25 protein-coding genes and 1 pseudogene are annotated in these 26859 nt (G+C 66.4%); 15 read left to right on the forward strand and 11 right to left on the reverse strand.

Annotation, left to right across the window (positions count from 1 at the left end; all coding sequences use genetic code 11):
- The first annotated feature begins 31 nt into the window (after nt 1–31).
- The 11 genes and pseudogenes from N539_RS0105860 to N539_RS15750 form a co-directional block, all read left to right on the forward strand.
- Nucleotides 32–844 carry a serine hydrolase gene (locus N539_RS0105860; protein WP_231462915.1) on the forward strand — a complete coding sequence of 271 codons (813 nt, stop codon included), beginning with the start codon at nt 32–34 and terminating at the stop codon, nt 842–844.
- Nucleotides 844–1266 carry a 23S rRNA (pseudouridine(1915)-N(3))-methyltransferase RlmH gene (locus tag N539_RS15725; protein ID WP_037552395.1) on the forward strand — a complete coding sequence of 141 codons (423 nt, stop codon included), beginning with the start codon at nt 844–846 and terminating at the stop codon, nt 1264–1266. The genes N539_RS0105860 and N539_RS15725 overlap by 1 nt, the downstream gene beginning before the upstream one ends.
- Nucleotide 1267: 1 nt before the next feature.
- Nucleotides 1268–2452, forward strand: coding sequence for a murein hydrolase activator EnvC family protein (locus N539_RS15730; RefSeq protein ID WP_051531529.1), 1185 nt, complete (start codon nt 1268–1270; stop codon nt 2450–2452).
- 33 nt (nt 2453–2485) lie between these two features.
- Nucleotides 2486–3820 (forward strand): S41 family peptidase, encoded by a 1335-nt coding sequence (locus tag N539_RS0105875; protein WP_028969510.1) that lies wholly within the window; start codon nt 2486–2488, stop codon nt 3818–3820.
- 41 nt (nt 3821–3861) lie between these two features.
- Nucleotides 3862–4347 carry a disulfide bond formation protein B gene (locus tag N539_RS0105880; protein WP_028969511.1) on the forward strand — a complete coding sequence of 162 codons (486 nt, stop codon included), beginning with the start codon at nt 3862–3864 and terminating at the stop codon, nt 4345–4347.
- Entirely contained in the window at nt 4344–4880 is a 537-nt protein-coding gene (locus N539_RS0105885) for a demethoxyubiquinone hydroxylase family protein (RefSeq protein WP_028969512.1), read from the forward strand. Before N539_RS0105880 ends, N539_RS0105885 begins: the two co-directional genes overlap by 4 nt.
- 49 nt (nt 4881–4929) lie before the next feature.
- Nucleotides 4930–5331, forward strand: a complete 402-nt coding sequence (locus N539_RS15735) for a hypothetical protein (protein ID WP_051531532.1) — start codon at nt 4930–4932, stop codon at nt 5329–5331.
- 98 nt (nt 5332–5429) lie between these two features.
- Nucleotides 5430–6806 (forward strand): peptide MFS transporter, encoded by a 1377-nt coding sequence (locus N539_RS15740; protein WP_051531534.1) that lies wholly within the window; start codon nt 5430–5432, stop codon nt 6804–6806.
- A 31-nt stretch (nt 6807–6837) separates the two neighbouring features.
- Entirely contained in the window at nt 6838–8385 is a 1548-nt protein-coding gene (locus tag N539_RS0105900) for a peptide MFS transporter (protein WP_028969513.1), read from the forward strand.
- A 59-nt stretch (nt 8386–8444) separates the two neighbouring features.
- Entirely contained in the window at nt 8445–9962 is a 1518-nt protein-coding gene (locus N539_RS15745; RefSeq protein WP_051531536.1) for a hypothetical protein, read from the forward strand.
- A 20-nt stretch (nt 9963–9982) separates the two neighbouring features.
- Nucleotides 9983–10675, forward strand: a pseudogene (locus tag N539_RS15750) (UdgX family uracil-DNA binding protein); the annotation flags it as partial.
- Here the strand turns inward: N539_RS15750 and N539_RS15755 are convergent.
- The 4 genes from N539_RS15755 to N539_RS0105930 form a co-directional block, all read right to left on the reverse strand.
- Nucleotides 10672–12798 (reverse strand): TonB-dependent receptor, encoded by a 2127-nt coding sequence (locus N539_RS15755; protein ID WP_231462917.1) that lies wholly within the window; start codon nt 12796–12798, stop codon nt 10672–10674. The pseudogene N539_RS15750 and the gene N539_RS15755 sit on opposite strands and share 4 nt — an antisense overlap.
- Before the next feature lie 103 nt (nt 12799–12901).
- A complete protein-coding gene (locus N539_RS0105920; protein WP_028969514.1) occupies nt 12902–16321 on the reverse strand; it encodes a chromosome segregation SMC family protein in 3420 nt (1139 codons plus the stop codon).
- Between the two features lie 20 nt (nt 16322–16341).
- Entirely contained in the window at nt 16342–17094 is a 753-nt protein-coding gene (locus N539_RS0105925) for a thioredoxin domain-containing protein (protein ID WP_028969515.1), read from the reverse strand.
- Nucleotides 17095–17099: 5 nt separating this feature from the next.
- Entirely contained in the window at nt 17100–17657 is a 558-nt protein-coding gene (locus N539_RS0105930; RefSeq protein ID WP_081774234.1) for a DUF721 domain-containing protein, read from the reverse strand.
- 18 nt (nt 17658–17675) lie between these two features.
- Here N539_RS0105930 and N539_RS0105935 point away from each other — a divergent pair, with 18 nt between their 5' ends.
- Both N539_RS0105935 and N539_RS0105940 read left to right on the forward strand, forming a co-directional pair.
- On the forward strand, nt 17676–18683 hold the full coding sequence (locus N539_RS0105935) for an A/G-specific adenine glycosylase (protein ID WP_028969517.1): 1008 nt from the start codon (nt 17676–17678) through the stop codon (nt 18681–18683).
- Between the two features lie 71 nt (nt 18684–18754).
- Nucleotides 18755–19408 (forward strand): c-type cytochrome, encoded by a 654-nt coding sequence (locus N539_RS0105940; protein WP_028969518.1) that lies wholly within the window; start codon nt 18755–18757, stop codon nt 19406–19408.
- A gap of 3 nt (nt 19409–19411) precedes the next feature.
- On the opposite strand, the gene N539_RS15760 is transcribed toward N539_RS0105940, so the two are convergent.
- On the reverse strand, nt 19412–20308 hold the full coding sequence (locus tag N539_RS15760) for an LOG family protein (RefSeq protein WP_051531543.1): 897 nt from the start codon (nt 20306–20308) through the stop codon (nt 19412–19414).
- A gap of 31 nt (nt 20309–20339) precedes the next feature.
- Nucleotides 20340–21731, reverse strand: a complete 1392-nt coding sequence (creD, locus tag N539_RS0105950) for a cell envelope integrity protein CreD (protein ID WP_037552398.1) — start codon at nt 21729–21731, stop codon at nt 20340–20342.
- 216 nt (nt 21732–21947) lie between these two features.
- Here creD and N539_RS0105955 point away from each other — a divergent pair, with 216 nt between their 5' ends.
- Both N539_RS0105955 and N539_RS0105960 read left to right on the forward strand, forming a co-directional pair.
- Complete coding sequence (locus N539_RS0105955) at nt 21948–22640, forward strand: pirin family protein (protein WP_028969520.1); 693 nt, start codon at nt 21948–21950, stop codon at nt 22638–22640.
- Nucleotides 22641–23158: 518 nt separating this feature from the next.
- Nucleotides 23159–23962, forward strand: a complete 804-nt coding sequence (locus N539_RS0105960) for a hypothetical protein (RefSeq protein WP_028969521.1) — start codon at nt 23159–23161, stop codon at nt 23960–23962.
- A 3-nt stretch (nt 23963–23965) separates the two neighbouring features.
- Here N539_RS0105960 and N539_RS0105965 read toward each other — a convergent pair whose 3' ends face one another.
- From N539_RS0105965 to N539_RS0105985, 5 genes are all read right to left on the reverse strand, one after another.
- Nucleotides 23966–24583 carry a DNA-3-methyladenine glycosylase family protein gene (locus N539_RS0105965; RefSeq protein WP_028969522.1) on the reverse strand — a complete coding sequence of 206 codons (618 nt, stop codon included), beginning with the start codon at nt 24581–24583 and terminating at the stop codon, nt 23966–23968.
- Entirely contained in the window at nt 24583–25326 is a 744-nt protein-coding gene (gene rlmB / locus N539_RS0105970; protein WP_028969523.1) for a 23S rRNA (guanosine(2251)-2'-O)-methyltransferase RlmB, read from the reverse strand. Before rlmB ends, N539_RS0105965 begins: the two co-directional genes overlap by 1 nt.
- 37 nt (nt 25327–25363) lie before the next feature.
- Entirely contained in the window at nt 25364–25798 is a 435-nt protein-coding gene (locus N539_RS0105975) for a hypothetical protein (protein ID WP_037552401.1), read from the reverse strand.
- A 46-nt stretch (nt 25799–25844) separates the two neighbouring features.
- Nucleotides 25845–26189, reverse strand: a complete 345-nt coding sequence (locus tag N539_RS0105980; RefSeq protein ID WP_156029788.1) for a hypothetical protein — start codon at nt 26187–26189, stop codon at nt 25845–25847.
- A gap of 67 nt (nt 26190–26256) precedes the next feature.
- Nucleotides 26257–26817, reverse strand: coding sequence for a response regulator transcription factor (locus N539_RS0105985; protein ID WP_051531582.1), 561 nt, complete (start codon nt 26815–26817; stop codon nt 26257–26259).
- Nucleotides 26818–26859: the final 42 nt, after the last annotated feature.

Consider the following 26859-nt stretch of genomic DNA (forward strand, 5'->3'; position numbering starts at 1 on the left):
GGCAATGCGTTTCACGGCGATCTTATTGTCGTTGCTGGCGTTTTCGGCGCAGCCGGCCGTCGCGGCCTCGTCCCCGAGCCTGTCGGCGCTCGAGCAGCAGCTGAGCGCGATGGTGTCCGGCAAGTCCGCCGATATCGGCATCGCCGCGCTTGACCTCAACACCGGGGAAACGGTCAGCATCAAAGGCAATACGCCGTTCCCGATGGCGAGTACGGTCAAGGTCGCGGTCGCCGCGCTCTATCTCGCGCAGGTCGATCACGGACGCCGCTCGCTCGATGACACCATCAACGGGGTTTCGGCGCGCAGCCTGATGAAGCGCATGCTGATTCACAGCGACAATCGAGCGACCGACATCCTGCTCAAGGATTTGGGCGGCCCGTCCGCGCTTCATGACTGGCTGCAGCAAAGCGGGGTCAACGGGCTTCGCGTCGATCGCACGATCGCTCAGCTGCTGTCGGCCAAGCGCGACCTCTGGGACCGCCGCGATTCGAGCACGCCGACGGCGATGGTGGACCTGCTTCGCCGGATCTATCGGGCCGAGCTGATCCGGCCGAAGAGCCGCGATTATTTGCTCGACCTGATGGCGCAATGCGAAACCGGAAAGAACCGGATGAAGGCCCTGCTGCCGGGCGTTCCGATCGAGCACAAGACCGGCACCCTCGACGGCCTCACCGACGACGTCGGGTTCATCTCCATGCCCGACGGGCATCGCGTTGCAGTGGCGATCTTCACTCGCGGCGGCAGCGACCGCCCGCGCGCCATCGCCCAGGCGGCGCGCGCGATCTACGACGGATTCAAGACGGCGCTCACCTGGCCGTTCAGCCCCGCGCTCACCGCGCGCTAGTGCTTCTCCACATCGTTGCGCGTGGAAAGATCGGCAGCTCTCCGGAGGCCGAGCTGGTCGATCGTTACCTGAAGCGCATCCAGTGGCCGACGAAGGTCACCGAGCTTCCGGAAACTGGCGGAACGATCCCGGCGCTGCCGGCGAACAGCGTGACGATCGTGCTGGACGAGCGCGGCAAGAGCCTTAGCTCCACCGGCCTCTCCAAATCCCTCGAAACATGGCGCGACGGCGGCAAACGCGAAGCGCGCTTCATGATCGGGGCGCATTCCGGGCATGATGAGGAGCAGCGCACCAGCGCCGACCTGCTGCTCTCGTTCGGCTCGGCGACGTGGCCGCACCTGCTGGTTCGCGCGATGCTCGCCGAGCAGCTGTTCCGGGCGACGTCGATCCTTGCGAACCATCCCTATCATCGGGAAGGGTAGGGTGAGCCGGCTCATCCTCGTCTTGATCGGAGCGCCATTGCTTGCCGCCGCGAGCGTCCCCGCTGCGCCGGTCGCGGCGCCGATCAATGATGAGCTGGCGCAGGCCAAGGCCGAGCAGAGAACGGCCGAGGCCGAGACCGCGCGGCTCGAAAAGGCCGCCGCGGAAGCGCGCGATGAAGCTACGCGCCTGCGCGCCCAGCAAGATGCCGCGGCCCAGGCAATCGACGCCGCCGAGGCGCGCATCAGCTCCTCTGACGCGGCCCTGCGGCTTGCCTCCGCCTATGTCGCCAACCATCGCCGCGAGCTCGATCGGCAGCAGCGCCCGGTCGCGTTGCTCCTGGCCGGGCTGGCGACGATGGCCGAGCGCCCGCCGCTGTTAGCGCTGGCCGACCGTGGCGGCACCGATGAGCTGGTCAAGGTCCGCATCCTGCTCGATTCTACCATGCCGGTGATCCGTCGGCGGACGGCGGCGTTGTCCGCTCGGCTGGCCGAAGGTCAGCGGCTCGAGCGCTCGGTCATCGCGGCCCGTGCCGACGTGGTGAAGAGCCGGCAGGACCTGTCGGCCAAGCGGCAACAATTCGCATCGCTCGAGCAACGCTCGATCGAGCGCGCCCTGGCGTCCGGAAGCCGAGCGCTCGGGACCGGTGACACGGCGATCGCCGCCGGGGAGAATGTCGAACGGCTGCGCGGTGCCGAAGTCAGCAGCCGCGACGCGGTGCGCCTAGCAGCCGAGGTCGCCGCACTGGATCCCGCGCCGCCGCGCCCGGCTGAAGCCGAGCCGGGGCCGGGAGCGGGCGCACCATTCGCCTATCGGCTTCCAGCTGAGGCGCGGGTGACCGAGGGTCTCGGTTCGGTCAACGACAGCGGCGTCCAGTCGCGCGGCCTGACGTTGGCAACTGCGCGCGGCACGCAATTGTCCGCGCCCGCTTCCGGCACCGTCCGCTTCTCCGGCCCGTTCCGCGATTATGACGGCATCCTGGTTCTCGACCACGGCAACGGATGGATGACCCTGATCGTCAATCTGTCCTCGCCGCTCGCGGCTGGCGCCCGGGTAAGTCTCGGCGATCCGGTCGGCCGTGCCCTCGGGCCAATCCAGGTCGAATTGTCCCAAAACGGGCGGCGAGTCTCGCCCGCTCTCATCGCAGGTTCATCTGCAACTCTGTCAAAGGACAGCAAAGGCAGATAAAGGCGTGCCCGCCGCCGCTACAGGACGCGAACTATGAATATGACGAAACTGCTCCCGCCGCTCGCGCTCGTCGGGGCGCTCTCCCTGGTTCCGGTCACCGCCAGCTCGCTCGCTGCCGCGGACACCACCAATTACCAGGAGCTCGAGAAGTTCATGAGCGTCTATGAGCGGGTCAAGGCCAATTACGTCGACAAGGTCGACGACCACACTCTGATCAAGGGCGCGATCGACGGCATGCTGTCGGCGCTCGATCCTCACTCATCCTATGCCGAGGCGAGCGACTTCGACCAGCTGAAGACGACGACCGACGGCAATTACGGCGGGCTTGGCCTCAGCGTCTCGATCGAGGACGGGGCGGTCAAAGTGATTGCCCCGACCGAGGACACGCCGGCGTGGCGCGCCGGGGTCAAAGCGGGCGACTACATCACCCACATCAACGGCGAGCTGATGTACGGGCTGTCGCTCGACGAAGCGGTGGAAAAGATGCGCGGCGCCCCGGGCACGCCGATCAAGGTGACGATCGTGCGCCCCGGCCGCGACAAGCCGCTCGAGCTGTCGATGGTCCGCGAACGGATCGAAGTCCACAACGTCAAGTGGGAAATCAAGGAAGGCATCGGCTACCTCAACATCAACACCTTCGGCGGCAACGTCGCCGACCAAACCAAGGCGGCGCTGGTCGCGATCGACAAGGCGACCGGCGGCCATCCCCTCGGCTACATCGTCGACCTTCGCTCCAACCCGGGCGGGTTGCTCGACCAGGCGGTCGAGATCAGCGACGCCTTCCTCGAGAGCGGCGAGATCGTTTCCCAGCGCGGCCGCGATAAGGACGATATCGAGCGCTATTATGCGCGCCCGGGCGACATGGCCCACGGCCTTCCGGTGATCGTGCTGGTCGACGCCGGCACGGCGTCGGCGTCGGAAATCGTTGCCGGCGCGCTGCAGGATCATCGCCGCGCGCTGATCATGGGCGAAAAGAGCTTCGGCAAGGGCTCCGTGCAGACCGTCGTGCAGACCGGTCCGGAGGCCGCGCTGCGGCTAACGACCGCGCGCTATTACACGCCCTCGGGCCGCTCGGTTCAGGCCGGCGGGATCGAGCCGGACATCAACGTCCCGCAGCTCTCGGACGAGGATTACAAGGACCGTCCGCGTATTCGCGAGGCCGACCTGCGGCGCCACCTGCTCGCGCAGTCCAAGGTCGAGGATAAGCTGCTCGAGGCCGACGACACGCCCGATCCACGATTCCTGATGACCTACGCCGAGCTCGAGAAGAAGGGCGTCAAGGACTTCCAGCTCGACTATGCGATCAAGACGCTGAAGCGGCTCGCGGGCCCGACGTCGATCGCCATGGCTGCTCCGAAGAAGTCGTAATGGCCGAGGCGGTTGCTGCCGGTCCGAGCCAGTCGGCAGGAATGAGCACATCGGCAATCGCGCGGGCAATCGCCCTGCTGTTGCCGCTCGCGCTGCTCGGCGGCGCGCTCGGCTCTCAATATCTCGGCGGCCTTTATCCGTGCGAGATGTGTTACTGGCAGCGCTGGCCGCATGGGGTCGCGATCGGTCTGGCGCTGGTCGCCTTCACCGCACCGGCGGACTCGAGCCGTTCGCGAAGTTTCACGCTCCTGGCGGCGCTGGGAATCGCGATCTCGGGTGCGATCGGCGTCTATCACGCCGGGGTCGAAGCGAAGATCTTCGAAGGTTTCACGACCTGCACTGCGATGGCTAGCGGGGGATCGACCGCCGACCTTTTGAAGCAGATTACCCATGCGCCGCTGATCCGCTGCGACCAGGTCCAGTTCCGCTTCCTCGGCATTTCGATGGCGGGCTGGAACGCGATCCTGTCGCTGGGCGGCGCGGCGTTGGTCTTGATCCTGCTCAGTCGGAAGCCAGCGCGGTCATGAGCGGCTGGCGCCCCGGCGACCGCAAGGCCGATACGGCATCGATGCTGCGCGTCGACCAGGCGGGCGAATATGGGGCGACGCGCATCTATGCCGGCCAATTGGCGGTCCTCCGCGCCAATTGTCCCGAAGCCAAGCTGGTCGCACGCATGGCGGCACAGGAAGAGCGCCATTTGCGGCGGTTCAACGCGCTGATGACCGAGCGCCGCGTGCGCCCGACGGCGCTCCAGCCGCTGTGGAACGTTGCCGGTTTCGCGCTCGGCGCGGCGACCGCTCTGATGTCGGAGCAAGCCGCGCTGGCCTGCACCGACGCGGTGGAAACCGAAATCGACCGCCACTACGGTGAGCAGCTTGCCGAATTGGGCGACGACGACCCCGAGCTTGCCGCCGATATCGAGGAATTTCGCGCCGAGGAGCTCGATCATCGCAACGCTGCCCGTTCCGCCGGCGCAACCAATGTCCCGGGCTATCCCCTCTTGACGGCGGCGATCCGTGCGGGTTGCAGGGTGGCGATCGGGCTTTCGAAGCGAGTCTAGGGAACCGGCGGTGGGCTCACCCGCTTAAGATGTTGAAAGGACGTAAGATATGATCAGGCTGATAACCGCCCTTTCAGCGACCGCGGCGATCGCTGTTGGCGCAGCCGCGCTACCTGCTCCGGCGCAAGCGCAAGCCGCGAGCAGCGAGGTGGTGGTGTTTGGTACCGACCCTTGCCCACGCGCCAGCGATGACCAGATCGTCGTCTGCCGCCGGCTCCCCGAGACTATGCGTTATCGCTTGCCGGAGAATTATCGCCCCAGCGGCACACGGCAAGAGAAGCAGGCGTGGGCGAACAAGGCCCGCTCGATGCAGAACATCGGTGCGACGGGAACCAACAGCTGTTCGGCGGTCGGACCGGGCGGCTTTACCGGCTGCCTGACGCAGCAGATCCAGCAGGCCCGGCGCGAGACTCGCGAACGGAACGATCAAAGCGTCGTCCCCGAGGAGTGATCGATCGCGGCGGGACGTGGTCCCGCCCGTCGAAATTTGCTTGCTGCGCGGGCCCGGGCTGTTAGCCATTGCCCCTTGGCGTGTTGGGGAGCCGTTGATTGACCGCAGCGCAGGCGACGGCCGACTTTCCCGCGACCGATGACGATAGCTTCCTCGGTCATCCCAAGGGGCTCGCTTATCTCGCTTTCACCGAAGCATGGGAGCGCTTCTCCTATTACGGGATGAGCGCGCTCGTCGTCCTGTACATGGTCAACCAGTTGCTGCTGCCGGGCCACGTCGAGCATGTCGCCGGGTTCGCAACCTTCCGGGGCATCATCGAAGGCACCTTCGGGTCGCTTTCGACGCAGGCGCTCGCTTCACAAATCTTCGGTCTTTATTCGGGCTTCGTTTACTTCACGCCGGTGATCGGCGGCTGGCTCGGCGACCGCATCGGCCAGCGCAGCGCGGTTGTTATCGGGGGGCTGTCGATGGCTGGCGGCCATCTCTCCATGGCGTTTGACCAAAGCTTCCTGCTCGCGCTTCTTCTGCTGATTATCGGATCGGGGCTGCTCAAGGGCAATATTTCGGCGCAGGTCGGCGGACTCTACCCGACTGAGGACGAAGAGCGGCGGTCGCGCGGCTTTGCGATCTTCAGCACCGCGATCAATTTCGGCGCGGTGGTCGGGCCGCTCCTGTGCGGCTTTCTTGGCGAGCGTTACGGTTGGCACATTGGTTTCGGTGCGGCCGCTTTGTTCATGCTCGCTGGGGTGGCGACCTATCTCACCGGCTATCGCTATCTGCCGGCCCGGATCGAGCGAAAGACGCGCGCAGCCGTCGCGATGACGTCCGATGACCGCAAGGTGATCGCCGCGCTGCTCGGGGTCATGGCGATCACGATCCTACCGCATATCGCTTACTACCAGCTGTCGAACGTCCTTCCCGTGTGGATCGAGGGCCATGCCGACATGAACGCCGGCGGGTTCCAGGTCCCGGTGCCCTGGTTCCAGTCGATCGACCCGTTGTTCAGCATTCTTTGCGTCCCGCTGCTGTTCCGCCTGTGGCAGTGGCAAGGACGCGGCAGCGGCGAGCCGTCCGAGATCCGGAAGATCGGCGCGGGCGCGTTGATTTGCGGCGGCGCGAACCTGATCCTGGTTGCCGCGATCCTGCTTTCACCGGGCCGCGTGCTGTGGATCTGGCCGTTCCTGTTCTGCGCCGTTCAAGGTGTCGGGTTCATGTATTTCTGGCCGCCATTCCTCGCGCTTGTCTCGCGGACCGCACCGCCGAAGATCAACGCGACGATGATGGGCGGCGCCTTCCTCGTGCTGTTTGTGGCCAACAATCTGATCGGCTGGATAGGGACTTTCTACGAGCAACTGGGGCCGCTCGCCTTCTGGTTTCTCCATGCCGCAATTGGCGGCGCCGGAGGCATTCTCGCCTTCTTCTACAGCCGGACCGCCGGCCGGATTCTGGAACCTCAACCCAACGCAGGGGCTTAAGCCCAGGAAGTATGACCGAGGAGGTCGAACCATGACCGTCGCCGATGCCACCCCCGACTTCGAGCAAGTCGATCGGAACGACCGCGCGTTTCTCGGCCATCCCAAGGGCCTCGGCTTCCTCGGCTTCACCGAGGCGTGCGAGCGCTTCTCTTATTACTCCATGCAGACTCTGCTCACGCTCTACATGGTCAATTATCTCCTGCTGGCGGGCCACATCGACGGCGTCGCGGGGCTGAGTTGGCTGAGGGCGTGGCACTATCCGGGTCTCGAGGGCCAGCCGCTCGCATCCGCCATCTTCGGCGATTACACGTCGCTCGTTTACCTGATGCCGATCCTCGGCGGGATCATCGCCGACAAGCTGACCGGACGCCGGATCGCGCTGATCGCCGGCGGGCTGGTGATGGCCCTCGGTCACTTCCTGATGGCGGTCGAAGGCGCGTTCCTGTTCGCGCTGCTGGCGCTGATCGTCGGCGTCGGCCTGTTCAAAGGCAATATCGCGACCCAGGTCGGCGAGCTGTACGGCGAGAACGACCTGCGCCGGGCGATGGCGTTCCAGATCTTCTACATCTTCATCAACGTCAGCGTGATCGCTGCCCCGCTGATTTCGGGCACGCTCGGGCAGGAGGTCGGCTGGCACTATGGCTTCGGCTGCGCCGGCGTGGTGATGGTGCTCGGTCTGGCCATCTATTTGTCCGGCCAGAAGTGGTTGCCGGCCGACCTCGGCATCGCCGATCAGGATCGCGGCAAACTCGTCGGCCGGGTCGTCGCCGGCGCCATTGGCATCGCCGCGCTGGTCGTCGGTTGGCTGATGGTTTCCGGAATCCTGTTCTCGTCGTGGACTGTGGGAACGATTTCCGCGCTGGTGCTGATCGGCGCTCTCTATTGGTTCCTGACTCGTAACCTCAGCCGAGAGGACCGTTTCTGCGTCCTCACGCTGTGCATCCTCATTCCGGTGCTGGCGATCGCGCTGCTGACCAACCAGGAAATCTTCAACGCTTACCTCGTCTGGGGCGACCAGCAGTTCAACCTGACGTTCATGGGAAGGACCCTGCCGTCGAGCTGGCTGATCACTCTCGACGCAATCCTCAGCTTCTCGATGCTGGTCGCCGTCGCGGCGTTCTGGAAGTGGTGGAGCCTCAAGCGGCGTGAGCCGGACGAAATCAGCAAGATGATCATCGGCAGCCTGTTCACCATCGCCGGCGGCGCGTGCCTGTTCATGGCCGCGCTGACGCAGCCGGCGGGCGGCAAGATCGGCCTGTTCTGGCCGTTCCTGTTCCACCTCTTCAACAGCATCGGCTTCGCGCACATCCTGCCGATCAGCCTCGCCCTGTTCACCAAAATCGCGCCGAAACAGATCACGGCGACGGTGATCGGGCTCTACTATCTAGCGTTCTTCGCGGCGAACAAGACGGTCGGCTATGTCGGCGGCCTCTATTCGAGCCTGCCGACCACCACCTTCTGGTTGCTCCATATCGCCAGCGCCGCCTTTGGCCTCGTCGCGTTCGTCGTCTTCAAGATGGTGCTGGGCAAGCGCATGGCCGGGACGGGCGTTCGGGAGCAGGTTGAAGCCCTGGGCTAAACCTCTCCCGCTGGCCGGTTGGCGCTTCCTTAACCATGATTCCGTAAGGACGACGGGCGATGAACGCCCCGGGCCGAGTTCTACCATTAGACAAACCAGTCGCGGTTCCAGCGCGGTGGCAGGAGCGCGCGATCGTCGCATACCCGCTGCTGCTTTTGCTCGCGGCCGCGCTGGTCATCCGCCCCCCGCTGGGTCCCACGGTGCTCCATGACAGCCTCGCGATTTACTGGGTATGGGCCGACCAGTTCACCGCCGAGCTCGCCCGCGGCACTCTGTATCCGCGCTGGTTGACCGCTTCGGACGCGGGCCTCGGGACTTCGGTATTCTATTTTTATCCGCCCTTGGCATTTTACCTGACGGGCCTATTCGGACTTGCCGGGCTTTCGACCTACGCGAGCCTCATCGCTACTTTTGGGAGCGCATTCGCAGCCTCGGGGATCGCGTGCTGGCACTGGCTGAAGGGCCGCTCGAACCATCCGCTCCTTGCCGCGGCTTTCTTCATGGCGGCGCCGTATCACCTGCTCAACTACACCGATCGCGGCGCCCTCGCGGAGTCGCTCGCAACTGCATTCATTCCGTTAATCGCGATCGGTTTGCGGAGGATCGCCGAGAGGCGCGGCGGCCTCTTGTGCACGGCTCTCGCTTACGCGGCCATGATCGGCACGCACCTGCCGCTGGCGCTGCTCGTCGGCATCTTCCTGATCGTGCCCTACGCGCTTCTGCACCGGAAGCGCATCGTCGAGTTCGCGGCCGCCATCGTGGCCGGCATCGGACTGGCCGCCATTTATCTCGTGCCGGCCCTGATGCTCGGGCGCTATCACGATCTCGCCCAACTCTATCGAACGCCCAATCTGCGCACCGATTATTGGAGTGTCTTCAGCGGCAACTGGAGCGACGTGACCTTCGGGATGGTGTTCGTGATGGTGGCGGCAATCGCCGCCGCCGCGGCACTGCCGGCGCTCCGTCAGCGCGATCGCTGGGCGGTTCATGCCATCGCGGTCGCGGTCGTGGTCACCGGCCTGATCCCGTTCGTCTGGTCGCTGCCTCTGCTGAGAGACGTCCAATTCCCGTTTCGCGCGCTGCCCATCGCGGAGTTCGCTTTGGCAACGGCGTTGGCGCGCATGCCGCGTGACCCCGGACTCGGTGTTGGAACGGCCGCGCTTCCGTTGCTGGTTTCGCTGATCGTGCTGCCGGGCTTTCACACCGCGAGCAAGGATCTCCAGCGGCTCCAGGCGGTGCATCCGGACGTATACGAATATCTGCCCAAGGGGGTCATGAAACCCGGTCAGACGAGCGCGGAGCTGAGCGATGTGCTCGCTCCGCGCGTCCCTCCGCCGCACGTCGCGGGAATGATTGTCGAGCCGGTATTCTACTTTCCGGCGTGGACATGTGGGGTGCCCGAGCCGCGCACCCAATTGCTGATGCACCGGCCTGATTGCCGGCCGCGGCTCGCCTGGACGTTTGCGGAGCGGATCGGCGCCTCGATCAGTTTCAGTATGGCCTTGGCGCTGCTCCTCTTTTCCTGCGCGGTCGGCTGGCGCCGCCGCAAGTTCTCCCGACCTGCCGCACGGACTTAACCGCGCAACATCCCCATGGTTCGCTCGTTGCATGGGCAATGACCGATGTCGCAACCGAAGGGGTGCGCCTCGCGCTCGAAGCGGAGCGGGCGATTGAGCCGGGCAGCAACCTGCGCTCGTCGTGGGAAGCGCTGTTCAAGGAGGCGCGGGTCTGCACTCGCTGTGATTTGTACAAGTACGCGACGCAGACGGTGTTCGGCGAAGGGCCGCTGGATGCCTCGATCATGTTCGTCGGCGAGCAGCCGGGGGACCAGGAGGATCTTGCCGGGCGGCCGTTCGTCGGTCCCGCGGGCGCGGTGTTCGATGCGGCGCTGGAGAAAGCCGGGATCGACCGCTCGACCGTCTACGTCACCAACGCCGTCAAGCACTTCAAATTCATCCAGCGCGGCAAGCGCCGCATCCATAATAAGCCCGATGCCGGCGAGGTCGAGGCGTGCCGCTGGTGGATCGAGCATGAGCGCGCGCTGATCAAGCCGCCGGTCACTGTCGCGCTCGGCGCCACCGCGGCGCGTTCGCTGATCGGCAAGATCGTCACCATCGGCAAGGTGCGGGGCGCGCCGCTGGCGCTCGCCGACGGCAGCGAATGTTGGGTCACGGTGCACCCGAGCTCGCTGCTCCGCATGCCTGACGAACAAGCGCGGCGCGAGGGCCGGGCGCTGTTCCTCCGCGACCTCAAGCGCATCAAGGCACGCGCCGAACAGTTGGCGCGCTAGAAGCGGTAGCCGACCGTCGCTTTGAGCGTACGCGGCGCTCCGGGCGCGATGTTGTTATCGGCGTTGGCGGTCGGGAAATAGTGCGCGCCGAGCAGATTCTCGAAATTGACCTGCGCCTCGACGCCATGCGGAAGGCGATAGAATAACGCGGCGTCGAGGCGCGCGTAGCCGGGCAGTGTCACCGCGTTGCTGATCGTCGCATAGGACTTGGTCCGTGCGATGAGTCCGAGGCCCGCGCCGATCGCCGGGGTGAAATCGTAGCGGTTCCACAGTGAGAAACTGTGGCGCGGCACCAGCGGGACTTCGCGCCCCTTGGGTGCAGCGGTTGTGGTCTTGGCGATCTCGGCCTTTTGCAGCGTGTAGCCAACCGAGACGAGCCAGCGGCTGGTGACGCTTCGTTCCAGGCCCAGCTCGAGCCCGCGGCTGCGTTGGGCGCCGGTAAGGACCGTGTGGGTCGGCTCATTGGGGTCGGTCGCGCGCGTGTTGCCGCGGTCCAGCTGGTAGAGCGCCGCCGTGGCGAGCAACCCGTCGAGGATTTCCCACTTCGCTCCCACTTCATAATTGTCGAAGCGCTCCGGCTTCAGGCCCTCGGTGATGTCGCTGAGGCCGCTGAATTGGTCGCCCGACTGCGGCAGATAGGAGCGGCTGTAGCTGGCATAGAGCGAGAGATCGTCTGCCGGCTTGGCGATCAATCCCAGACGCGGCGACCACAGGCGGTCGCGCCGGCCGAACTCGCCGCCGCCCACGGTCCGCAAATCATCGACCCTCATCTTAAAGCTGTCGAAGCGGACGCCGGCAACGATCTCGATCATCGGGGAAATGCGGATCTGGTCCTGGACATAGGCGGCGGCGACGGTTGCGTGCACGCGATTGTTGGCGTCGCTGGCGATCGGTGCCCAGATCACCTCGACGTCGGTCGTCGGGTCGCTCAGCGGGACCGCATTGCCGTCGATGAGGTCGGAACCGGACAGCGTGCCGGTGTTGCGCAGATTGCGCGACTTCTGGCGGCCGACCTCGAACCCGACCAGCAGCGTTTGGTCGAGGCCGCCGAGGGGGTTTTCCCACACGAGGTCGGTCTGGCTGAACAGGTTCGTGCGGTCGTTGCGGTTGTTGTACGCGCTAAGCCGCACGCGTTCCGGCAGGGTTGGGGTTGCGGGAAGCACCGCGCTGTTGGCGAAGATGTTCTGGTAGAATTTATCGTAAGTGCCGAACAGCGTGTGGTTCTTGAGCGTCAGGCCTTGGCCGAGCTGATGCTCGGCGCCAAAAGTGACGATATCGACGTCCGCCCTGGCGAAGCTCTTGCCGGGATCGCCAAAGAACGTCCGCGTGAATCCCTCGACGGGTTCGCCGTCAAACGACGGGACGCCGCGATCGGCGGTGCGGCGGTCGTGGAAATGCTCGTAGCTGAGGTCGAACCGCGTCGCCGGACCGGCGAGGATCGCGACCGTGGGATTGATCCCATAACGCTTCAGATCGATGTGGTGGCGGAAGCTGTCGCCATCCTCGTACATCGCGTTCACGCGGATGCCGAGGTCTCCGCTCAGCGGCTGGTCGACGTCTCCCGTCACCCGATAGCCGCCGAACCCGTCGCCGGACGCGGTGAGGCTGCGGCCGTCGTTCAGGCCCGGCCGCTTGAGCACGCGGTTGACGATGCCGCCGCCGCCGCCGCGGCCGAAAATCATCGCGTTCGGGCCCTTCAGGACCTCGACCCGGTCGATGTTGTAGAAGTCGCGGAAATATTGGACGTCGTCACGCACCCCATCGATGAAGAAATCAGCCGTGCTCGAATTGCCGCGAAGCACGATTGTGTCGCGATTGCCTTCGCCCGAATTGTAGGAGGCTCCTGGGACGAACAGGAGCAAGTCGCTGACCGAGCGCAGCTGCTGGTCCTCGATCTGCGCGCTGGAGATCACGCTCAGCGCCTGCGGGATGTCCTTGATGTCGGTGTCGGTCTTGGTCCCGCTACTGGTTCGTTTGACGCCATATTTTACGCGGTCGCCGACGACGACGATGTCGGTGCTGGCGGCGACTGTTGCCGTGGTTGGCTGGCCGTCCGCGGCCAAGACAGGTTGCGAGGCAGCGAGAGTCATCCCCGCGCAAGTGAGTGCGAATGCCCTGGTCATGAACCGAGGGGCTAGCGCTATTGATAGTCATTCGCAATATCATCTGGCTCACGCAGCTGTGCCGGTGATGCAAGCCGTTGAACGTTGGGAACTCTTTTTCTGTCTATTCCGCCGCGAGCAAGGTCGCGGCGCCGCCGAGATCGACCGAGACGAGCCGGCTAATGCCCTTCTCGATCATGGTCACGCCATAGAGCCGGTGCATCCGGCTCATCGTCACGGCATTGTGGGTGACGATCAAATAGCGGGTGTTGGTTTCCTGCGTCATCCGGTCGAGCAGGTCGCAAAAGCGCTCGACGTTGGCGTCGTCGAGCGGTGCATCAACTTCGTCGAGCACGCAGATCGGCGCCAGGTTGGTGAGGAACAAAGCGAAGATCAGCGCGATCGCGGTCAGCGCCTGCTCGCCGCCCGACAGCAGCGTCAGCGTCGACAGCCGCTTGCCGGGCGGCTGCGCCATGATCTCCAGACCCGCTTCGAGCGGGTCGTCGCTTTCGACCAGCTCCAAATGGGCCTGCCCGCCATCGAACAGGGTCGTGAACAGCCGGCGGAAGTGGGTGTCGACCTGTTCATAGGCCGCCAGCAGACGAACCCGGCCTTCGCGGTTCAAATTGCCGATCGAGCCGCGGAGGCGATGGATCGCCTGCGTCAGTTCCTCGGCCTCCTCGGCGCCCTTGGTGCGAGACTCGTCGAGCTCGGCAAGCTCGCGCTCGGCGACCAAATTGACGGGGCCGATCCGCTCGCGCTCGCCGCTCAGCCGTTCGAGGGTCGCCGATTCCTCATCTGGGTTGCGCAGGACGTCGGGATCGAAAGCCAGCTTCTCGGGCAGCCGCTGGGGCACGCATTCGAATTTCTCAACGCAAGTGTGGGCCAGTTCCGCGCTGCGCGCTCGTTGCGCTTCGGCGCGGGCGGCGGCGCCTGCGCGCCGCTCGCGGGCGTCCGACGAACGCTCATTGGCCGCGGCGACGCCGGCGCCGGCGTCGATCACCGCGCGCTCGGCCTCTCGCTCGGAGACGGAGGCTTCCCCGATCTGGACCTGGCTGTTGGAATTGGCCCGTTCCAATTCACCGATCTGGCGGTCGAGCTCAAGCGGTTCCTGTTGCAGCGCCGCATGCTCGTCGGCCAGCTCCTGCTGCCGGTCGACCGCCTGGGCGAGCCGCTGCTCGGCGTCGGCCAGGCGCTTGCGCCAATCGGCCTGCTCGCGCGCGCCAGTGCTCAACCGCTCACGATCGGCGGCCGTTTCGCGCGCCTTGGTTGCCGCTTCGGCTCGCTTGTCCGCGACTCTTTGAGCGGCCGTTGCAGCAGCCCCTCGAGCATTCTCGACATCCTGCTCGAGAGCGGCGGGATTGGGCAAGGCCGCGAACGCACGCTCCGCGGCGCCGACCGAGTCCGCCGCCGCTTCGAGAACTGGAGTGAGGTCGGCCTGCCGTTGAGATAGGCCGGCGCGCTGCGCTTCGATCCGCTCCAGCGCCGCCGCGGCGGCATCGCTCGCCCGGGCCGCGTCGCGGGCATCCTTTTCGGTGGCGAGCGCGGCGTGTCGAGCCTGCTCAGCGTCGCTTCGGTATCGCTCGACCGCGGCGAGGACGCCCTCGCGCTCGGCGGATGCTGCTTCGACTGCCGTCTCCAGTTTGGGGAGCTCGCCGGCCAGCATCGACATGCGGTTCGCGCGCAGCAGGCGCTCCGCCGCAGCGGCCCCGGCACCGACGGCGACGAACCCATCCCAGCGCCGCAGCCGCCCGTCGCGCGTGACCAGCCGCTGCCCGACGGCCAGCGCCTGGCCCTGGTCCTCGTCGACCACGGCGACCTGCCGCAGCCGCCGCAGAAGCTCGGGCGGCGCCACGGCGTGATCGGCGAGGCAATCGCAGTGCGCAGGCAAGGCGGGGTCACTGCCGAGAGGTTCGCTGCCCTCCCACCGGCGCGGCCCGTCCCCTGGCCCCAGTGCGGCTTCGGCGTCTTCGCCGAGCGCTGCCGCAAGCGCTCGTTCGAACCCCGGCTCGGCCTTCAGGCTCGCGATCGCCGCGCCGCCGGAATGTTCGAGCGCCCGGGCTAGCGCGTCGTGCTCCGACTTCGACGCCGACAGCGCCGCGCGAGCGGACGCGAGCGCGCTTTCGGCGGCGTCGCGTTGCTCGGCCGCTGACGTCCGCCCCTGTTCGGCTTCCACCCGCCGTGCCTCGGCTGCCGCAAGCGCCTCGGTTGCGGCCTTGGCCCTGGCTGCCTGCTCCTCGCGCGCGGCAATTTGGTCGGCGCCATCACCGAGCGCCGCATATTGCTCGTGAAGACGAGCATTCTCATGGTCGGTGCGGGCGAGTTGCGCAGTCGCCGCTTCGAGCGCGGCCTCGGCCACCCGCCGCTCGGCACGCATTGCCGCGTGCCGCGCAAGCAAGTCCGCAAGCGCCGCCTCGGCCGTGCGCGACGTGGCTTCGAGGCTCGTCAGCTCCCCCGCGATCCGGGCGGCGCGCGCTTCGGAGTCTTCCAGCCGAAGCTCGATCTCGCCGCGTTCCCGGTCGAGCCCCGCGATCGCCTGCGCGGCGTCGCCCTTGAGCGCTTCCTCGCGGGCGATGTCGGCCATGAGCGAGGCGCCGAGGCTATCGAGCTCGGTAAGCCGGCGGGCGACCGTGTCGCGCCGAGCGCGGGCCGCCGCGAGCTGATGGGCAAGTTCGTGTCCGTGCTCGCGGGCGCGGGCGAGGGCGTTGCGGCGGTCCGCCAGCTCGGCATTGGCCCGCTCATGCGCCGCCTGGGCCTCGGCGATCGCCGTCTGGATCGAAGCGACTTCCTCGGCGGCCGCCTGGGCGTCGGCGTTGGCGGTATCCGCCGCCCGCTCCGCCTCGGCCCAGCGGGCATAGAGCAGATGCGCTTCAACGCTACGGATCTGCTCGCTCAGCTTGCGGTAGCGCTCGGCCGCGCGCGCCTGCCGGCGCAGCTGAGTTGCTCGCTGCTCCTGGTCGCTGAGGATCTCACCGAGCCGGGCAAGGTTCGCTTCGGTCGCGCGAAGCTTTTGCTCGGCGTCCTTGCGCCGCGCATGAAGCCCGGAGATGCCCGCGGCCTCTTCGAGCAATAGCCGGCGCTCGACCGGCTTGGCCGATATTACGGCGCCGATCTTGCCCTGGCTGACCAGCGCGGGGGAATGCGCTCCCGTCGCCGCATCGGCGAACAGCAGCGAAACATCCTTCTGACGGACGTCGCGGCCGTCGATCCGGTAGGCCGAGCCGGCGCCGCGCTCGATCCGCCGCGTGACCTCGCTTTCGCCGGCCCGCTCCTGCTCGTCCGCATCGCGTTCGAGGAGGATCGAGACTTCGGCGAAATCGCGCGGAGGGCGTGAGGCCGTGCCGGCGAAGATCACGTCGTCCATGCCCCCGCCGCGCAGCGACTTGGGGCTGGATTCGCCCATCGCCCAGCGAATCGCTTCGAGCAGGTTCGATTTGCCGCAGCCGTTGGGACCGACAATGCCGGTCAGCCCAGGCTCGATCCTGAGCTCAGCCGGCTCGACGAAACTCTTGAAGCCGCTGAGCTTGAGCCGCCTGATGCGCAATCGGTCCCCCGCCGCGTCCGCTAGCCGCGCTCGCCTACGGCCTTGCGAAGCTCAGGCTCCAGCTTGTCCCAGGTCGCGGTCTTGTCCAGCATCGTGCCGTTCAGGATGAAGGTGGGCGTGCCGGGAAATTCGGGAAACTGGCTCGTCGCGTCGCTGGTCATTTGGACCAGCTGATTGACGCTGTTCTCGTTCGCCAGGCACTGGTTGGTCTTGGCGACCGGGACACCGCGCGCGGCGGCCCAATCCTGGAAGCCCGCGACCTTGGCAAGCTCGACGAATTGCTGGTTGGGCGGGAGGTTCTGCAGTTGCTCGATCTGCTCCGGCGGCACCGCCTGGATCTTTGCCACCCAGACCAGCTGATCGTTGTAGAGCGCACGCGACAGCGGGAAGAAGGTCTTCTCGCCATTGCACCGCGCGACCAGCGAGGCGGCAAGGTCGAACGCGTCGCGCACATAATTTCGGAATTCCCAGCTGACGCGGCCGCTCTTGACGTAATTGGCGATCAGCGGCGGCACGCCCTTTTCATCGAATTCGCGGCAGTGCGGGCAGGTCAGCGACCCATATTCGATCAGCTTCACCGCCGCGTTGGGGTTGCCCATCATGAAACCGCCGGCGGGCGTGGCGGTGACGACGGTCGACCAGTCGCCGCCCTTGGGCGGTGGCACGGCCTTCACCTTGGCGGGGGCGTTGGTGGCGGCGTCGCCCTGCTTCGAATTGCAGCCCGCGACCGTGACGAGGGCCAGCGCGCAGGCGAGGAAAGTGGTCGGCTTCATCTGGTTCACTTGCTCCGATTGATCACGGGAATGACGACTTCGCTCTCCTCAGGCAGCGAAGGCGGCCCGCTAGTAGCGGCAATTCTTCCGGCAAGCGACTCCAGACAGGCGCGAAGCTCGGGGTCGGCGATCTCGCGGAGGCCTTCGCCCAGCTCCTTAGGGACCGGGCGCAGCTGCGGGCGATCGGGTTTGGCCCGCGCGGCTGGCGGCCTGCCCTGACGAAACACGAGGCGGTTGATGGCGGCATGACCGAAGAAACGGTTGACCCGTTCCATGATCAATGGGCTGAGGTGCTGGATCAGCGGCGCGTGCGCTCCGTCCACGAGCAGGGTCAGCACGCCCGAGGTCTTGCGCCCGACCGGGAAGCGGATGGATTCCGGCGAGGACACCTTTGCATAGCGCTCGCCGACGATCTCGCTCCAGCGGCTGACGATCGAGCTCTGGACGAAACCGAAGCGGCGGAACGACTGCCCGCCGATATCGCCCACGAGATCGCCGGCGGCGCGCGGCCGGCAGCTGCGCGGCGAATCCTCCTGGGCCTGCTTTCGCTTCGTCATCGTCATCGAGCATGCCATAGCGAAATGGTGACCGCCAATGCCGCAACGCGCCTGATCCAACATTATGTGGATAACTTCCGGCGTCTTCCGTGGCGGTCTCCGCCAGCCGCGCCGCAGCCCGATCCCTATCGCGTGTGGCTGAGCGAGATCATGCTCCAGCAGACCACCGTCGCCGCCGTCATGCCGCGGTTCGAGCGCTTCGTCGCGCGGTGGCCGACGGTCGAGGCTTTGGCTGCCGCGCGCGACGAGGACGTGCTGCAGGAATGGGCCGGCCTCGGCTATTATGCGCGAGCCCGCAACCTGATCGCCTGCGCCCGCGAGATCGCCGCCCGCGGCGCATTCCCGGCAACCGCGGCGGAGCTGCGGGCGCTGCCCGGCATCGGCGATTATACCGCGGGCGCGATCGCGGCGATCGCATTCGGCGAGCGATCGCCGGCCATCGACACCAATGTCCGCCGCGTGATCGCCCGGCTCGACGGGCACGAGAGCCCATCGTCGCGGCAAGTTGCGGAGCGCGTGGCGGGTTTGATGTCGCAGGTATCGCCGGGCGACCTGACGCAAGCGATGATGGATCTCGCCGCCGCCATCTGCAGCCCCAAGACGCCGCGCTGCGGCGTCTGTCCGTTGAACGCCGACTGCGCCGCCAACGCGAGCGGCGAGCCCGAACGTTTTCCGATGCGCAAGGCGCGCAAGCCTCGGCCGCTTCCCTACGGAGTCGCCTGGTGGACCGAGCGCGACGGCTGCGTGTGGCTGGTCCGCCGTCCGTCTAAAGGGATGCTCGGCGGGATGGCTGCGCTTCCCGGCAGCGACTGGGTCGAGGCCGCGCTCAAGCCGCCCGAGGCAATCGGAACGGTACGCCATGTCTTCACGCACTTCGCGCTCGATCTCTGCGTGGCACGTCGATCGGCCCCGGTCGGCGAAGGCTGGTGGCAGCCGATCGAGACGCTGGACCGGGCCGGCCTGCCGACGCTCTACCGACGCGCGGCGGAGCTCGCTGCGAGCGCTTCCGAAACCCGCCGCGCGGCGGCTTGAAGAAGCCCGATCTGACCCTTAAGAGACGCCAAAATCCTCGCCTCCCGGCTCCGGCACTACAGGGAAAATCCATGACCGATCGCTTCAACACCATTGCCGGCTGGGTGCTGTTTGCAGGGATCGTCGCGCTGTTCTCGTCGATCGTCGCCGGCGAGCTCTTCCATAGCGAGCGGCCCGAAAAGATGGGCTACCCGATCGCCGGCGTCGAGCAGGAAGGCGCGGGCGGCGCAGCCGCCGAGCAGCCGATCGAAGCCTATCTGGCCAAGGCCGATCCGGCCAAGGGCCAGCAGGTCTTCAACAAGTGCATGGCCTGCCACAATGACGACAAGGGCGGGGCCAACCAGCTCGGCCCCAATCTGTGGGACGTGCTCGGCGAGCCGATCGGCAAGGGCAAGGGCTTCGCCTTCTCCGACGCGCTGGCGAAGAAGGGCGGCACCTGGAACTGGGATAATCTCAGCCAGTGGCTGAGCAGCCCGCGCGCCTTTGCGCCGGGCACCAAGATGACCTTCGCCGGCCTCGGCAATCCGCAGGACCGCGCCGACGTGATCGCCTTCCTCAACGCGCACAGTGACGCACCGCTGCCGCTGCCTGCGGCACCGGCGGCCGCCGCGGCGGCCAAGCCCGGCGCCGGCCCGGACAACGGACCTCAGAAAGCGGAGAAGGAGCCGTCGCCGGGCGCTCCGGGCGCGACCAAGGCCGCCGATGCGGAGGCCGCGAAGAAGTAAGGCTTAGCTGCCGTCGGTAGGGGTCGTTTGAATGGGCCCGCTCGGATCCCACTGATAAAATTCGCAGACATAGTCCCAGGCTTCCTGCGCGCTCTCGCACCAGCGCAGGAGGTCGAGGTCGTGGGGCGCGATCACGCCTTCCTCGACCAGCGCGTCGAAATTGACCACCCTGGTCCAGAAGTCGCGGCCGAACAGCAGGATGGGCAGCGGCCGCACCTTCCCCGTCTGGATCAGCGTCAGAAGCTCGAACATCTCGTCGAAGGTCCCGTAGCCGCCGGGGAATACGGCGACCGCGCGGGCGCGAAGCAGGAAGTGCATCTTCCTCAGCGCAAAATAGTGGAACTGGAAACTCAGGTCCGGCGTGACGTAGGGGTTCGGAAGCTGCTCGTGCGGAAGCACGATGTTGAGGCCGATCGTCTCGCGCCCTTCCTCGAACGCGCCCCGGTTCGCCGCTTCCATGATCGACGGCCCGCCGCCCGAGCAAACCACGAAGTGGCGGTTGCCTTCGTCGTCCGGCTCCGATCGGCTGGCCAGCCGCGCCAGCTCGCGCGCGGCTTCGTAATAGCGGGACTTGGCCTTCAGACGTTCGGCGATCGCGCGCTGGGTTTCGTTGGTCGCGGCTTCGATCAGGGCATCCGCCATGTCCGGCGCCGGGATCCGGGCCGAGCCGTAGAACACCATGGTCGAGCCGATCTTCGCTTCATTGAGCAACAGCTCGGGCTTCAGTAATTCGAGTTGGAAGCGGACCGGGCGCAAATCGTCGCGAAGCAGGAACTCGGTGTCCTGGAAGGCGAGCTTATAGGCCTCACTCTCGGTCTGCGGGATCGAGGGAACGTGCTCGGCGGCACGGGCATCGACTTTCGAAGTCGGGAAAATGCGCTTCGGCGGCGGCTGAGTCATGGCCGCCGCCTAGCGTCAAACGGTCACAGGGTCACGCCGCTTCGGGCTCGGTTCTCCGCCCGCCCCAGTCGATCCGCCGCGTCGCATACATGACGCCGGCAAGGGCCGCGAAGAGCAGCAGCGAGCCGATCAGCAGCGAGAAGGCCTCGAGGCTGAGAAGGATGTAAAGGACCGCATAAAGGCCGACGAGCAGGCCGCCGATGAACGCGGCGCGGCGCCAGCTTCCGAGCACCGCGGCGGAATAAGCGGTGTTGAGCCCGGCGATCGCGGCAGAGGCAAGGATGTAGGCCGGCGTGAAGCCGATCACCTCGGCGAAGGCGAGGACAAGCACGAAGAACAGCACCAGTGCCGCGCCCATCAGCAGATATTCGACCGCCGACACGCGCACGCCGCCGATCACGTCGAACATCAGCAAGGCGAGGAAGGTGAAGCCGATGAACAGGAAACCGTATTTGGTGGCGCGGTTGACCTGCGAATAAAGGTCGACGGGCCGGATCAGGCTGATTTGCGCGGTCTGGAGACCGCCGCTGGCGGCCATGGCGAGCGCGACGTCCGCGTCCCTGGAAGGCGCCGGAGGACTCGCCGATGCCCCGACATCCGCAGTGCTGACCAACGAACGGCCGAGCGCGAGATTGCCGATCCGATAAGTGGCATCGAAGCCCTTTGCGCCGACGTGCCTGTCTGCCGGCAGAAAGTCGCCGCCGAAGCTCGGGCTCGGCCAGATCGAGTGGACCGTCCAACGCGTGTCGCCAGCCTGCGGGGCGAGGCTCAGCGCGGCATTGCCGCGAAAATCGTAGGCGAAATCGACTGCGATCGGTTGCGAGAGAATACCGGTCGCGTCGACCCAGGCGAAGAATCCATGACCGCCATTGCTCCCGCCGCCTGGCTGGAGGCGAAGTGGCTTGCCGCCAACGGTAACGCTCGGGTTGGCCCCGAGCCCGCGAGGATCGCTGAGGCCAAAGCGAAGCTCTGCCCGCGTAAGGTCCATTTGGTCGGGCTGCACGCCGGTGCGGAACAGGTCGGGCGGAAACGCGAAGCGTGCCTTGCCGGAGGTGCGCGCGTCATAGACCACCACCTCGTAGATCGATCGCTTGCGCAGGTCGGACTTCAGGTCGGTTGAGAGCTGGATCGCCTCCGGTGCGAGGGTCAGCTCACGGGTCACTTGATTGGAGCGAGTGACGCTCTTGCCGTTTTCAACCACGGTTTCGGTGGCGGTTGCGCGATAGGGAATGACGAGCACCGGCCCCGACATTGCTTGAGGCCCGCCCCAGCCGGCGGTGATCGAGCGCGCTGCTTCCTCGGACTGCGTCTGGCGGTCGTAGACGAGCAGCCAGACCGAAAAGAGCGGAATGGTCAGGACCAGCCCGACGACGACCGTCAGGAATAGCTTGAACCCCGGCGTTCGCTCGCTGTCGAATCTCATCACGATGTCTTTCTCCCTGTCATTGGAGCGACGAGTTGTGCGGCGGGAATGCGGTGAACGTCATGAGCAAGTCCTGAGCATTCGATGAGAGGTTTTGCTCAATTCGTCTATGGAAGTGCACGGTTCACCGCAAGCCATGGTCACACGACTGACACTTGAAGGCGGCCCCGGCGGAGCCCAATTTCTTCCCAACCGTCCACCTTCAGGGGCAAACAAATGATCGATGTCCGCAAATTCACTTCGCTCGGCCATGCTGACCACGGATGGCTCAACGCCCGCCACCATTTCTCGTTTGCGAGCTATCACGACCCCAAGCGCATGGGCTGGGGTCGCATCCGCGTTTGGAACGACGACCAGATCGGTCCGAAGAGCGGATTTCCGCCGCACCCGCATCGCGACATGGAGATCGTGACCTACGTTCGTACCGGCGCGATCACCCACCAGGATTCCATGGGCAACAAGGGGCGCACCGGAGCCGGCGACGTCCAGGTCATGAGCGCCGGTTCCGGCGTTACGCACGCCGAATATAATCTCGAGGATGAGGCGACGACCCTGTTCCAGATCTGGATCGAGACCGACCAGCCGGGAGTCGAGCCGGGCTGGGGTGCGAAGCCCTTCCCAAAGGATTCGCGCGAGGGCGCGTTCCAGCTGCTTGCCAGCGGCAACGCCGACGACGGCGCGCTGACCATTCACGCCGACGCGCGCATCCTTGGCGCGACCTTGAAAGCGGGTAGCTCCATCGCGATCGAGGCAGACCCTCAACGCCACCTCTATCTCGTGCCGAGCGGCCGGGTTCGCGTGAACGGGGTCGAGGCCGGGCCGCGGGACGGCATTGCGATCACCGGCGAATCGGAGCTGAGCATCGAAGCGGATGACGACGCGGAGCTGGTCCTGGTCGACGCACGCTAGCACAGCGCGGGTGAATTCCGCTCTCATTCATCTTCGCAATGCTTGAATAGCGGGCGATTGGGAGGCATGGGCTCCTCGCGCATATGGCGCGATTCACCAGCAAAAAGCGGGAGTTGATGAGGGCGGTCTGGCGCTTGGGGATATTGGTTTTCGGAGCCGGGCTTGCGCTCGGCCCGGCGCCCGCGCTCGCCCAGGACGTAGGCACGCCAAGCACCACGCCGGCGACCGACCCGATTGGTCCGCGCGACCTCCAGAACTTCACCCTCAACGGAACGGTCACGCGTCCGGCTGACCCGGTCGCGGCGCCGTCGCGTTCGAATGCCCGGCAGACAGCCCAGCCCCCGCGACAGGAGCCAACGGCAACCACCGCCGCAGCACAGCCTCAACCTCGACCCTCGCCACCAACACAGCGGCCGATCGAGCGCGAACCGACCCGGGTCGCGGACGCGCAAGCTGCAAGGCAGGTGATCCCATCCCCCCAAGCGGCGTTGACGCCAACCGCGCGACCCTCGTCCTCGGTGACCACCTCGCTTCCGCCGATCGACGACGCGCCGGTGTCGACGGCAGCCGCGTCTTCGGCGCTCGCGACAACCGCTGACGGGTTGGCGGCGGAGCACCGCCTGCTGCTGTGGCCCTGGCTCCTGGCTGCCATCGCGCTCGGCGCCGGCGGCGCGTTCCTGTTCTTGCGCAACCGTTCGCGCCACGCCTTTGCCGGCGGGCCGCAGCTCGATGCTTTCGTTGCGCCGGAGCCGGCGCCGCGCCCGATACCTGCTCCTGCGCCGCCCAAGGCCCCTCCGGCTGTGCCGGTGGGAATCGTGTCCACCCGGCTTCGGCCCTGGGTCGAGCTGGCGTTCCAGCCTGGACGGTGCATCGTCGAGGACGATCGCGTGACGCTCGAGTTCGAGCTTTCGCTGCAGAATTCCGGCAGTGCCCCGGCGCGTGCGGTGCTGGTCGAGGCGACTCTCATGAATGCCGGTCCCTATCAAGACCAGGAGATTTCGAACTTCTACGGGACTCCGGTCGGGGAGGGTGAGCGGATCACCACCATCCCGCCGCTCAAGACGGTGGTGGTGAAGACCAAGGTGGTTGCGCCCCGCGCCAATGTGCAGCTCGTCGAAATCGGCGGCCGGCGGGTGTTCGTTCCGTTGATCGCCTTCAACGCACTCTACAGCTGGAGCTCGGGCGAAGGGCAGACGTCGGCGAGCTATCTGCTTGGCCGTGACGGCAAGGGCGACAAGATGGGGCCGTTCCGCCTCGACCTTGGTCCGCGCGTGTTCCGCAACGTCGGCGCGCGCATGCTGCCGATCGCCGTTCGCAAATAGGGCCTAAAGCACCGCCGAATTGTAGCTGTGCCACGCCAGCACCGCGGCGGCTCCGCGATAGGGGCGCCACGGTTCGGCCAACTCGCGCAACTGCTTCTCGCTCGGCTTCTCGGGCAATCCGAGCAAGCGGCCGATCTCCACCAGCACCGCGAGGTCGCCGGCGGGGAACACATCGGCGCGGCCTTCGGCGAACAACAGATAGATTTCGGCCGACCAGCGCCCGATGCCTTTGATCTTGGTCAGCAGGGCAATCGCCTCTTCATCGTCCTCCGGCAGCTTGCCGAGCTCGAGCTCGCCCGCCAGCACCAACCCCGCCAGGCTCCGAATGTACCCCGCCTTCTGCCGCGACATGCCGGCCGCGCGCATCTCCTCGTCGGTGGCGTTCAGAAGCATGGACAGGTCGGGTGGGGAGCCGAAGGTGGCTTCCAGCTTGGCCCACATCGAGCGCGCCGCGGCGACGCTCACCTGCTGGCCAACGATGGTGCGGAGGAGAGTCTGGGCGCCGCGATCGCTGCTTCGCGGCTCCGGGACGCCGTGCTTCGCCACGACGCGCGCGAAGGCAGCTTCGCGCTCGGCCAGTGCCTCGACGGCGGCCCGGATGCTTTGCGTGGTTCGAACCATCAGGCGATGCTCGCTGCGTAAAGCGCGACCGCGGCCGCGTTGGAGACGTTGAGGCTTTCGACGGCGTTGGTGATGGGCAGCCGTGCGAGGGCATCGCAATGTTCGCGCGTATTGGGCCGCAAGCCCGCGCCCTCGGCGCCGAGTGTCAGCGCCACGCGCGGCGGGCCGAGCGCCTCGGCAAGGTCCGTCTCCGCGTCCCCCGCCAGGCCGATGCGCCAGAAGCCCGCTTCGCCGATCTCTTCCAGGGCCCGCGCCAGGTTCACGACGCGCACCCAGGGCACGCGTTCGAGCGCGCCCGAGGCGGACTTGGCGACGACCCCGCTCTCCGGCGGCGAATGCCGGTCCTGGGTCACAATTCCGGCCGCGCCGAATGCCGCGGCCGAGCGGAGGATCGCGCCGACGTTATGGGGATCGGTCACCTGGTCGAGGACCAGCAGGACCGATCGCCCCGACGCGCCCTGAAGAATTTCCTCCAGCCATAGTTCCTCGAGCGGTTCGACTTCGACTACCACGCCCTGGTGCGGCGCATCGTGCGGGACCAGCCGTCCCAGGTCGGCGACGTCGGCCAGCGTGACCGCCACCTCTTTGGGGAAGTTCAGCAACGCGGCGGCTTCGCGGGTCGCCCATGCCCGGAGCACCTTGCGGTCCGGATTGTCGAGCGCGGCCGAAACCGCATGCTTGCCCCAGAAGCGCGGGCGATTGGCCGTGCCATGGCTTTGGTGCGATTTCTTCCGGCGCGACATAGGGTCCAAATGGAAGGGACGGGCCGGTAGCGCAACCTCAGGATGCGGCGGTTGCCCGACGTTGGGATTTGACGCGGCGGTGCGCGCGCCACGAGCCGACCGCCAAGATGATGAGGATGGGATAGCTCCAGAAGCGGACGGCCAGGCCATAGGCATAAGGAATCAGGTGAGGATCGATCGCTTTCAGGAAATGCGCGATGCTGGTCGTCAATTGCAGCCCCGCAACCCACAACGGCCAGAAGCGATCGGAGTGGAGCGCGACCGCGATGAACGCGGCGAGCACGGCGAGATCGACCACCAAGGCCCCGCCCTCGACATGAACGTACATTCGGTTGACCGGGGAGTTCACGACGACCGTCGCGAGCGTGCCCAAAAGGCAGACCGCGGCCACGAGCCGCTCGTAGCGGCCTCCCCGATAAAAGGCGTAGCCGCAGCTGAGCGCCAGCAGCGCGATGTAGAGACTCGGGCTCATCGGGCGAGGACCGGACCAGCCGAAGCCGGTCCGGTCAATCTCCGTCTCAGGCGACGATGCGAAGGTCGGCCGATCCGGTCTTCTTCGGGCATTCGTCGGCATCGCCGAACGACACCGTGCGAAGACCAGGCACGAACTGCTTGGCTTCGGCGATCGCAGCGTGGCAGCCGCCGATGCTGCCGCGGGCGGCGATGAGGCTAGCGGTGGTCGCCGACAGCTGGTCGAACGCACCCTGGGCGCGGACGTGGGAGATGCCGGTCACGCCAACGGTGCGGACCAGCCGTGACTGGAGCTCGGCGAGCTCGGCGAGCGCGCCGTCGATCACATCTTCGACTTCGCGAACCTGGGTAGCGAGTTCATAAGCGGATTTTTCGATCATTTCCCTGCGCATGATTGCTCCTTCCCCGGCGCTGCTCACGCCGGAGTGGCTGTCGGCCTGGTCTGAGGGTCGGCGCCGCTTAGTAGAGCCGCGCGAAGCTTTCGAGCCCGGCGAGATACATGCCCGCCGAGAACGCTGCTCCGATCGCGATTGCCGCGATCCAAAACAGTCTCTGGCCAACACTCATCTCATTCCGGGGGTTGCTCCTCGTTGCGAACGGCAAAGGCAGGGAAGGCCGGAATGAGGCGGGCCTCTGCTCGGTAAGGAAACCTGCTCCCCCAACCTTCCCTGCGCGGTCAGCGTGCCGAATCTGAATGCTGGCCGCGGCGTCTGGGTGGCCGGGTTCGTTAAGTGCCTCAATGTACGGCGATTGATGTATCAAACGCTGATATGGGCCGCTGTACTGCGCGACCAGGCGGGCCGCCTGCGCGCGCCGCTCGACGCCAAGCGTATGCAGCGCCTGGCGGATCCGCTGATCGACCGTGTGCGGAGAGATTCCGAGCTCCGTCGCAATCTCCTTGGACGATAGATGTTGGTCGACGAGGCGCAGGCAATCGAGCTGTCCTTCGGTCAGCTTCGCGATCCTCGCCCTGATCACGTCCTCAGTTGACTGCGGCCCGTTATTCCCGGGCTCAGGCACGCGTAATTCATCCTTCAAAACTTGCACCACCCCGCACGCCAT

Source organism: Sphingomonas sp. URHD0057 (genome assembly GCF_000620665.1).
Taxonomy (GTDB): Bacteria; Pseudomonadota; Alphaproteobacteria; order Sphingomonadales; family Sphingomonadaceae; genus Sphingomicrobium.

Coding starts and splice junctions, on each gene's coding strand:
- N539_RS0105965 (WP_028969522.1), bottom strand. CDS start 24,583: ATGGTTCGAACCACGCAAAGCATCCGGGCCGCCGTCGAGGCACTGGCC.
- N539_RS15735 (WP_051531532.1), top strand. CDS start 4,930: ATGATCAGGCTGATAACCGCCCTTTCAGCGACCGCGGCGATCGCTGTT.
- N539_RS0105940 (WP_028969518.1), top strand. CDS start 18,755: ATGACCGATCGCTTCAACACCATTGCCGGCTGGGTGCTGTTTGCAGGG.
- N539_RS0105925 (WP_028969515.1), bottom strand. CDS start 17,094: ATGAAGCCGACCACTTTCCTCGCCTGCGCGCTGGCCCTCGTCACGGTC.
- N539_RS0105955 (WP_028969520.1), top strand. CDS start 21,948: ATGATCGATGTCCGCAAATTCACTTCGCTCGGCCATGCTGACCACGGA.
- N539_RS15760 (WP_051531543.1), bottom strand. CDS start 20,308: ATGACTCAGCCGCCGCCGAAGCGCATTTTCCCGACTTCGAAAGTCGAT.
- N539_RS0105930 (WP_081774234.1), bottom strand. CDS start 17,657: ATGACGATGACGAAGCGAAAGCAGGCCCAGGAGGATTCGCCGCGCAGC.
- N539_RS0105880 (WP_028969511.1), top strand. CDS start 3,862: ATGAGCACATCGGCAATCGCGCGGGCAATCGCCCTGCTGTTGCCGCTC.
- N539_RS0105900 (WP_028969513.1), top strand. CDS start 6,838: ATGACCGTCGCCGATGCCACCCCCGACTTCGAGCAAGTCGATCGGAAC.
- N539_RS15745 (WP_051531536.1), top strand. CDS start 8,445: ATGAACGCCCCGGGCCGAGTTCTACCATTAGACAAACCAGTCGCGGTT.
- N539_RS0105980 (WP_156029788.1), bottom strand. CDS start 26,189: ATGCGCAGGGAAATGATCGAAAAATCCGCTTATGAACTCGCTACCCAG.
- N539_RS0105875 (WP_028969510.1), top strand. CDS start 2,486: ATGAATATGACGAAACTGCTCCCGCCGCTCGCGCTCGTCGGGGCGCTC.
- N539_RS0105935 (WP_028969517.1), top strand. CDS start 17,676: ATGGTGACCGCCAATGCCGCAACGCGCCTGATCCAACATTATGTGGAT.
- rlmB (WP_028969523.1), bottom strand. CDS start 25,326: ATGTCGCGCCGGAAGAAATCGCACCAAAGCCATGGCACGGCCAATCGC.
- N539_RS0105975 (WP_037552401.1), bottom strand. CDS start 25,798: ATGAGCCCGAGTCTCTACATCGCGCTGCTGGCGCTCAGCTGCGGCTAC.
- N539_RS15755 (WP_231462917.1), bottom strand. CDS start 12,798: ATGACCAGGGCATTCGCACTCACTTGCGCGGGGATGACTCTCGCTGCC.
- N539_RS0105885 (WP_028969512.1), top strand. CDS start 4,344: ATGAGCGGCTGGCGCCCCGGCGACCGCAAGGCCGATACGGCATCGATG.
- creD (WP_037552398.1), bottom strand. CDS start 21,731: ATGAGATTCGACAGCGAGCGAACGCCGGGGTTCAAGCTATTCCTGACG.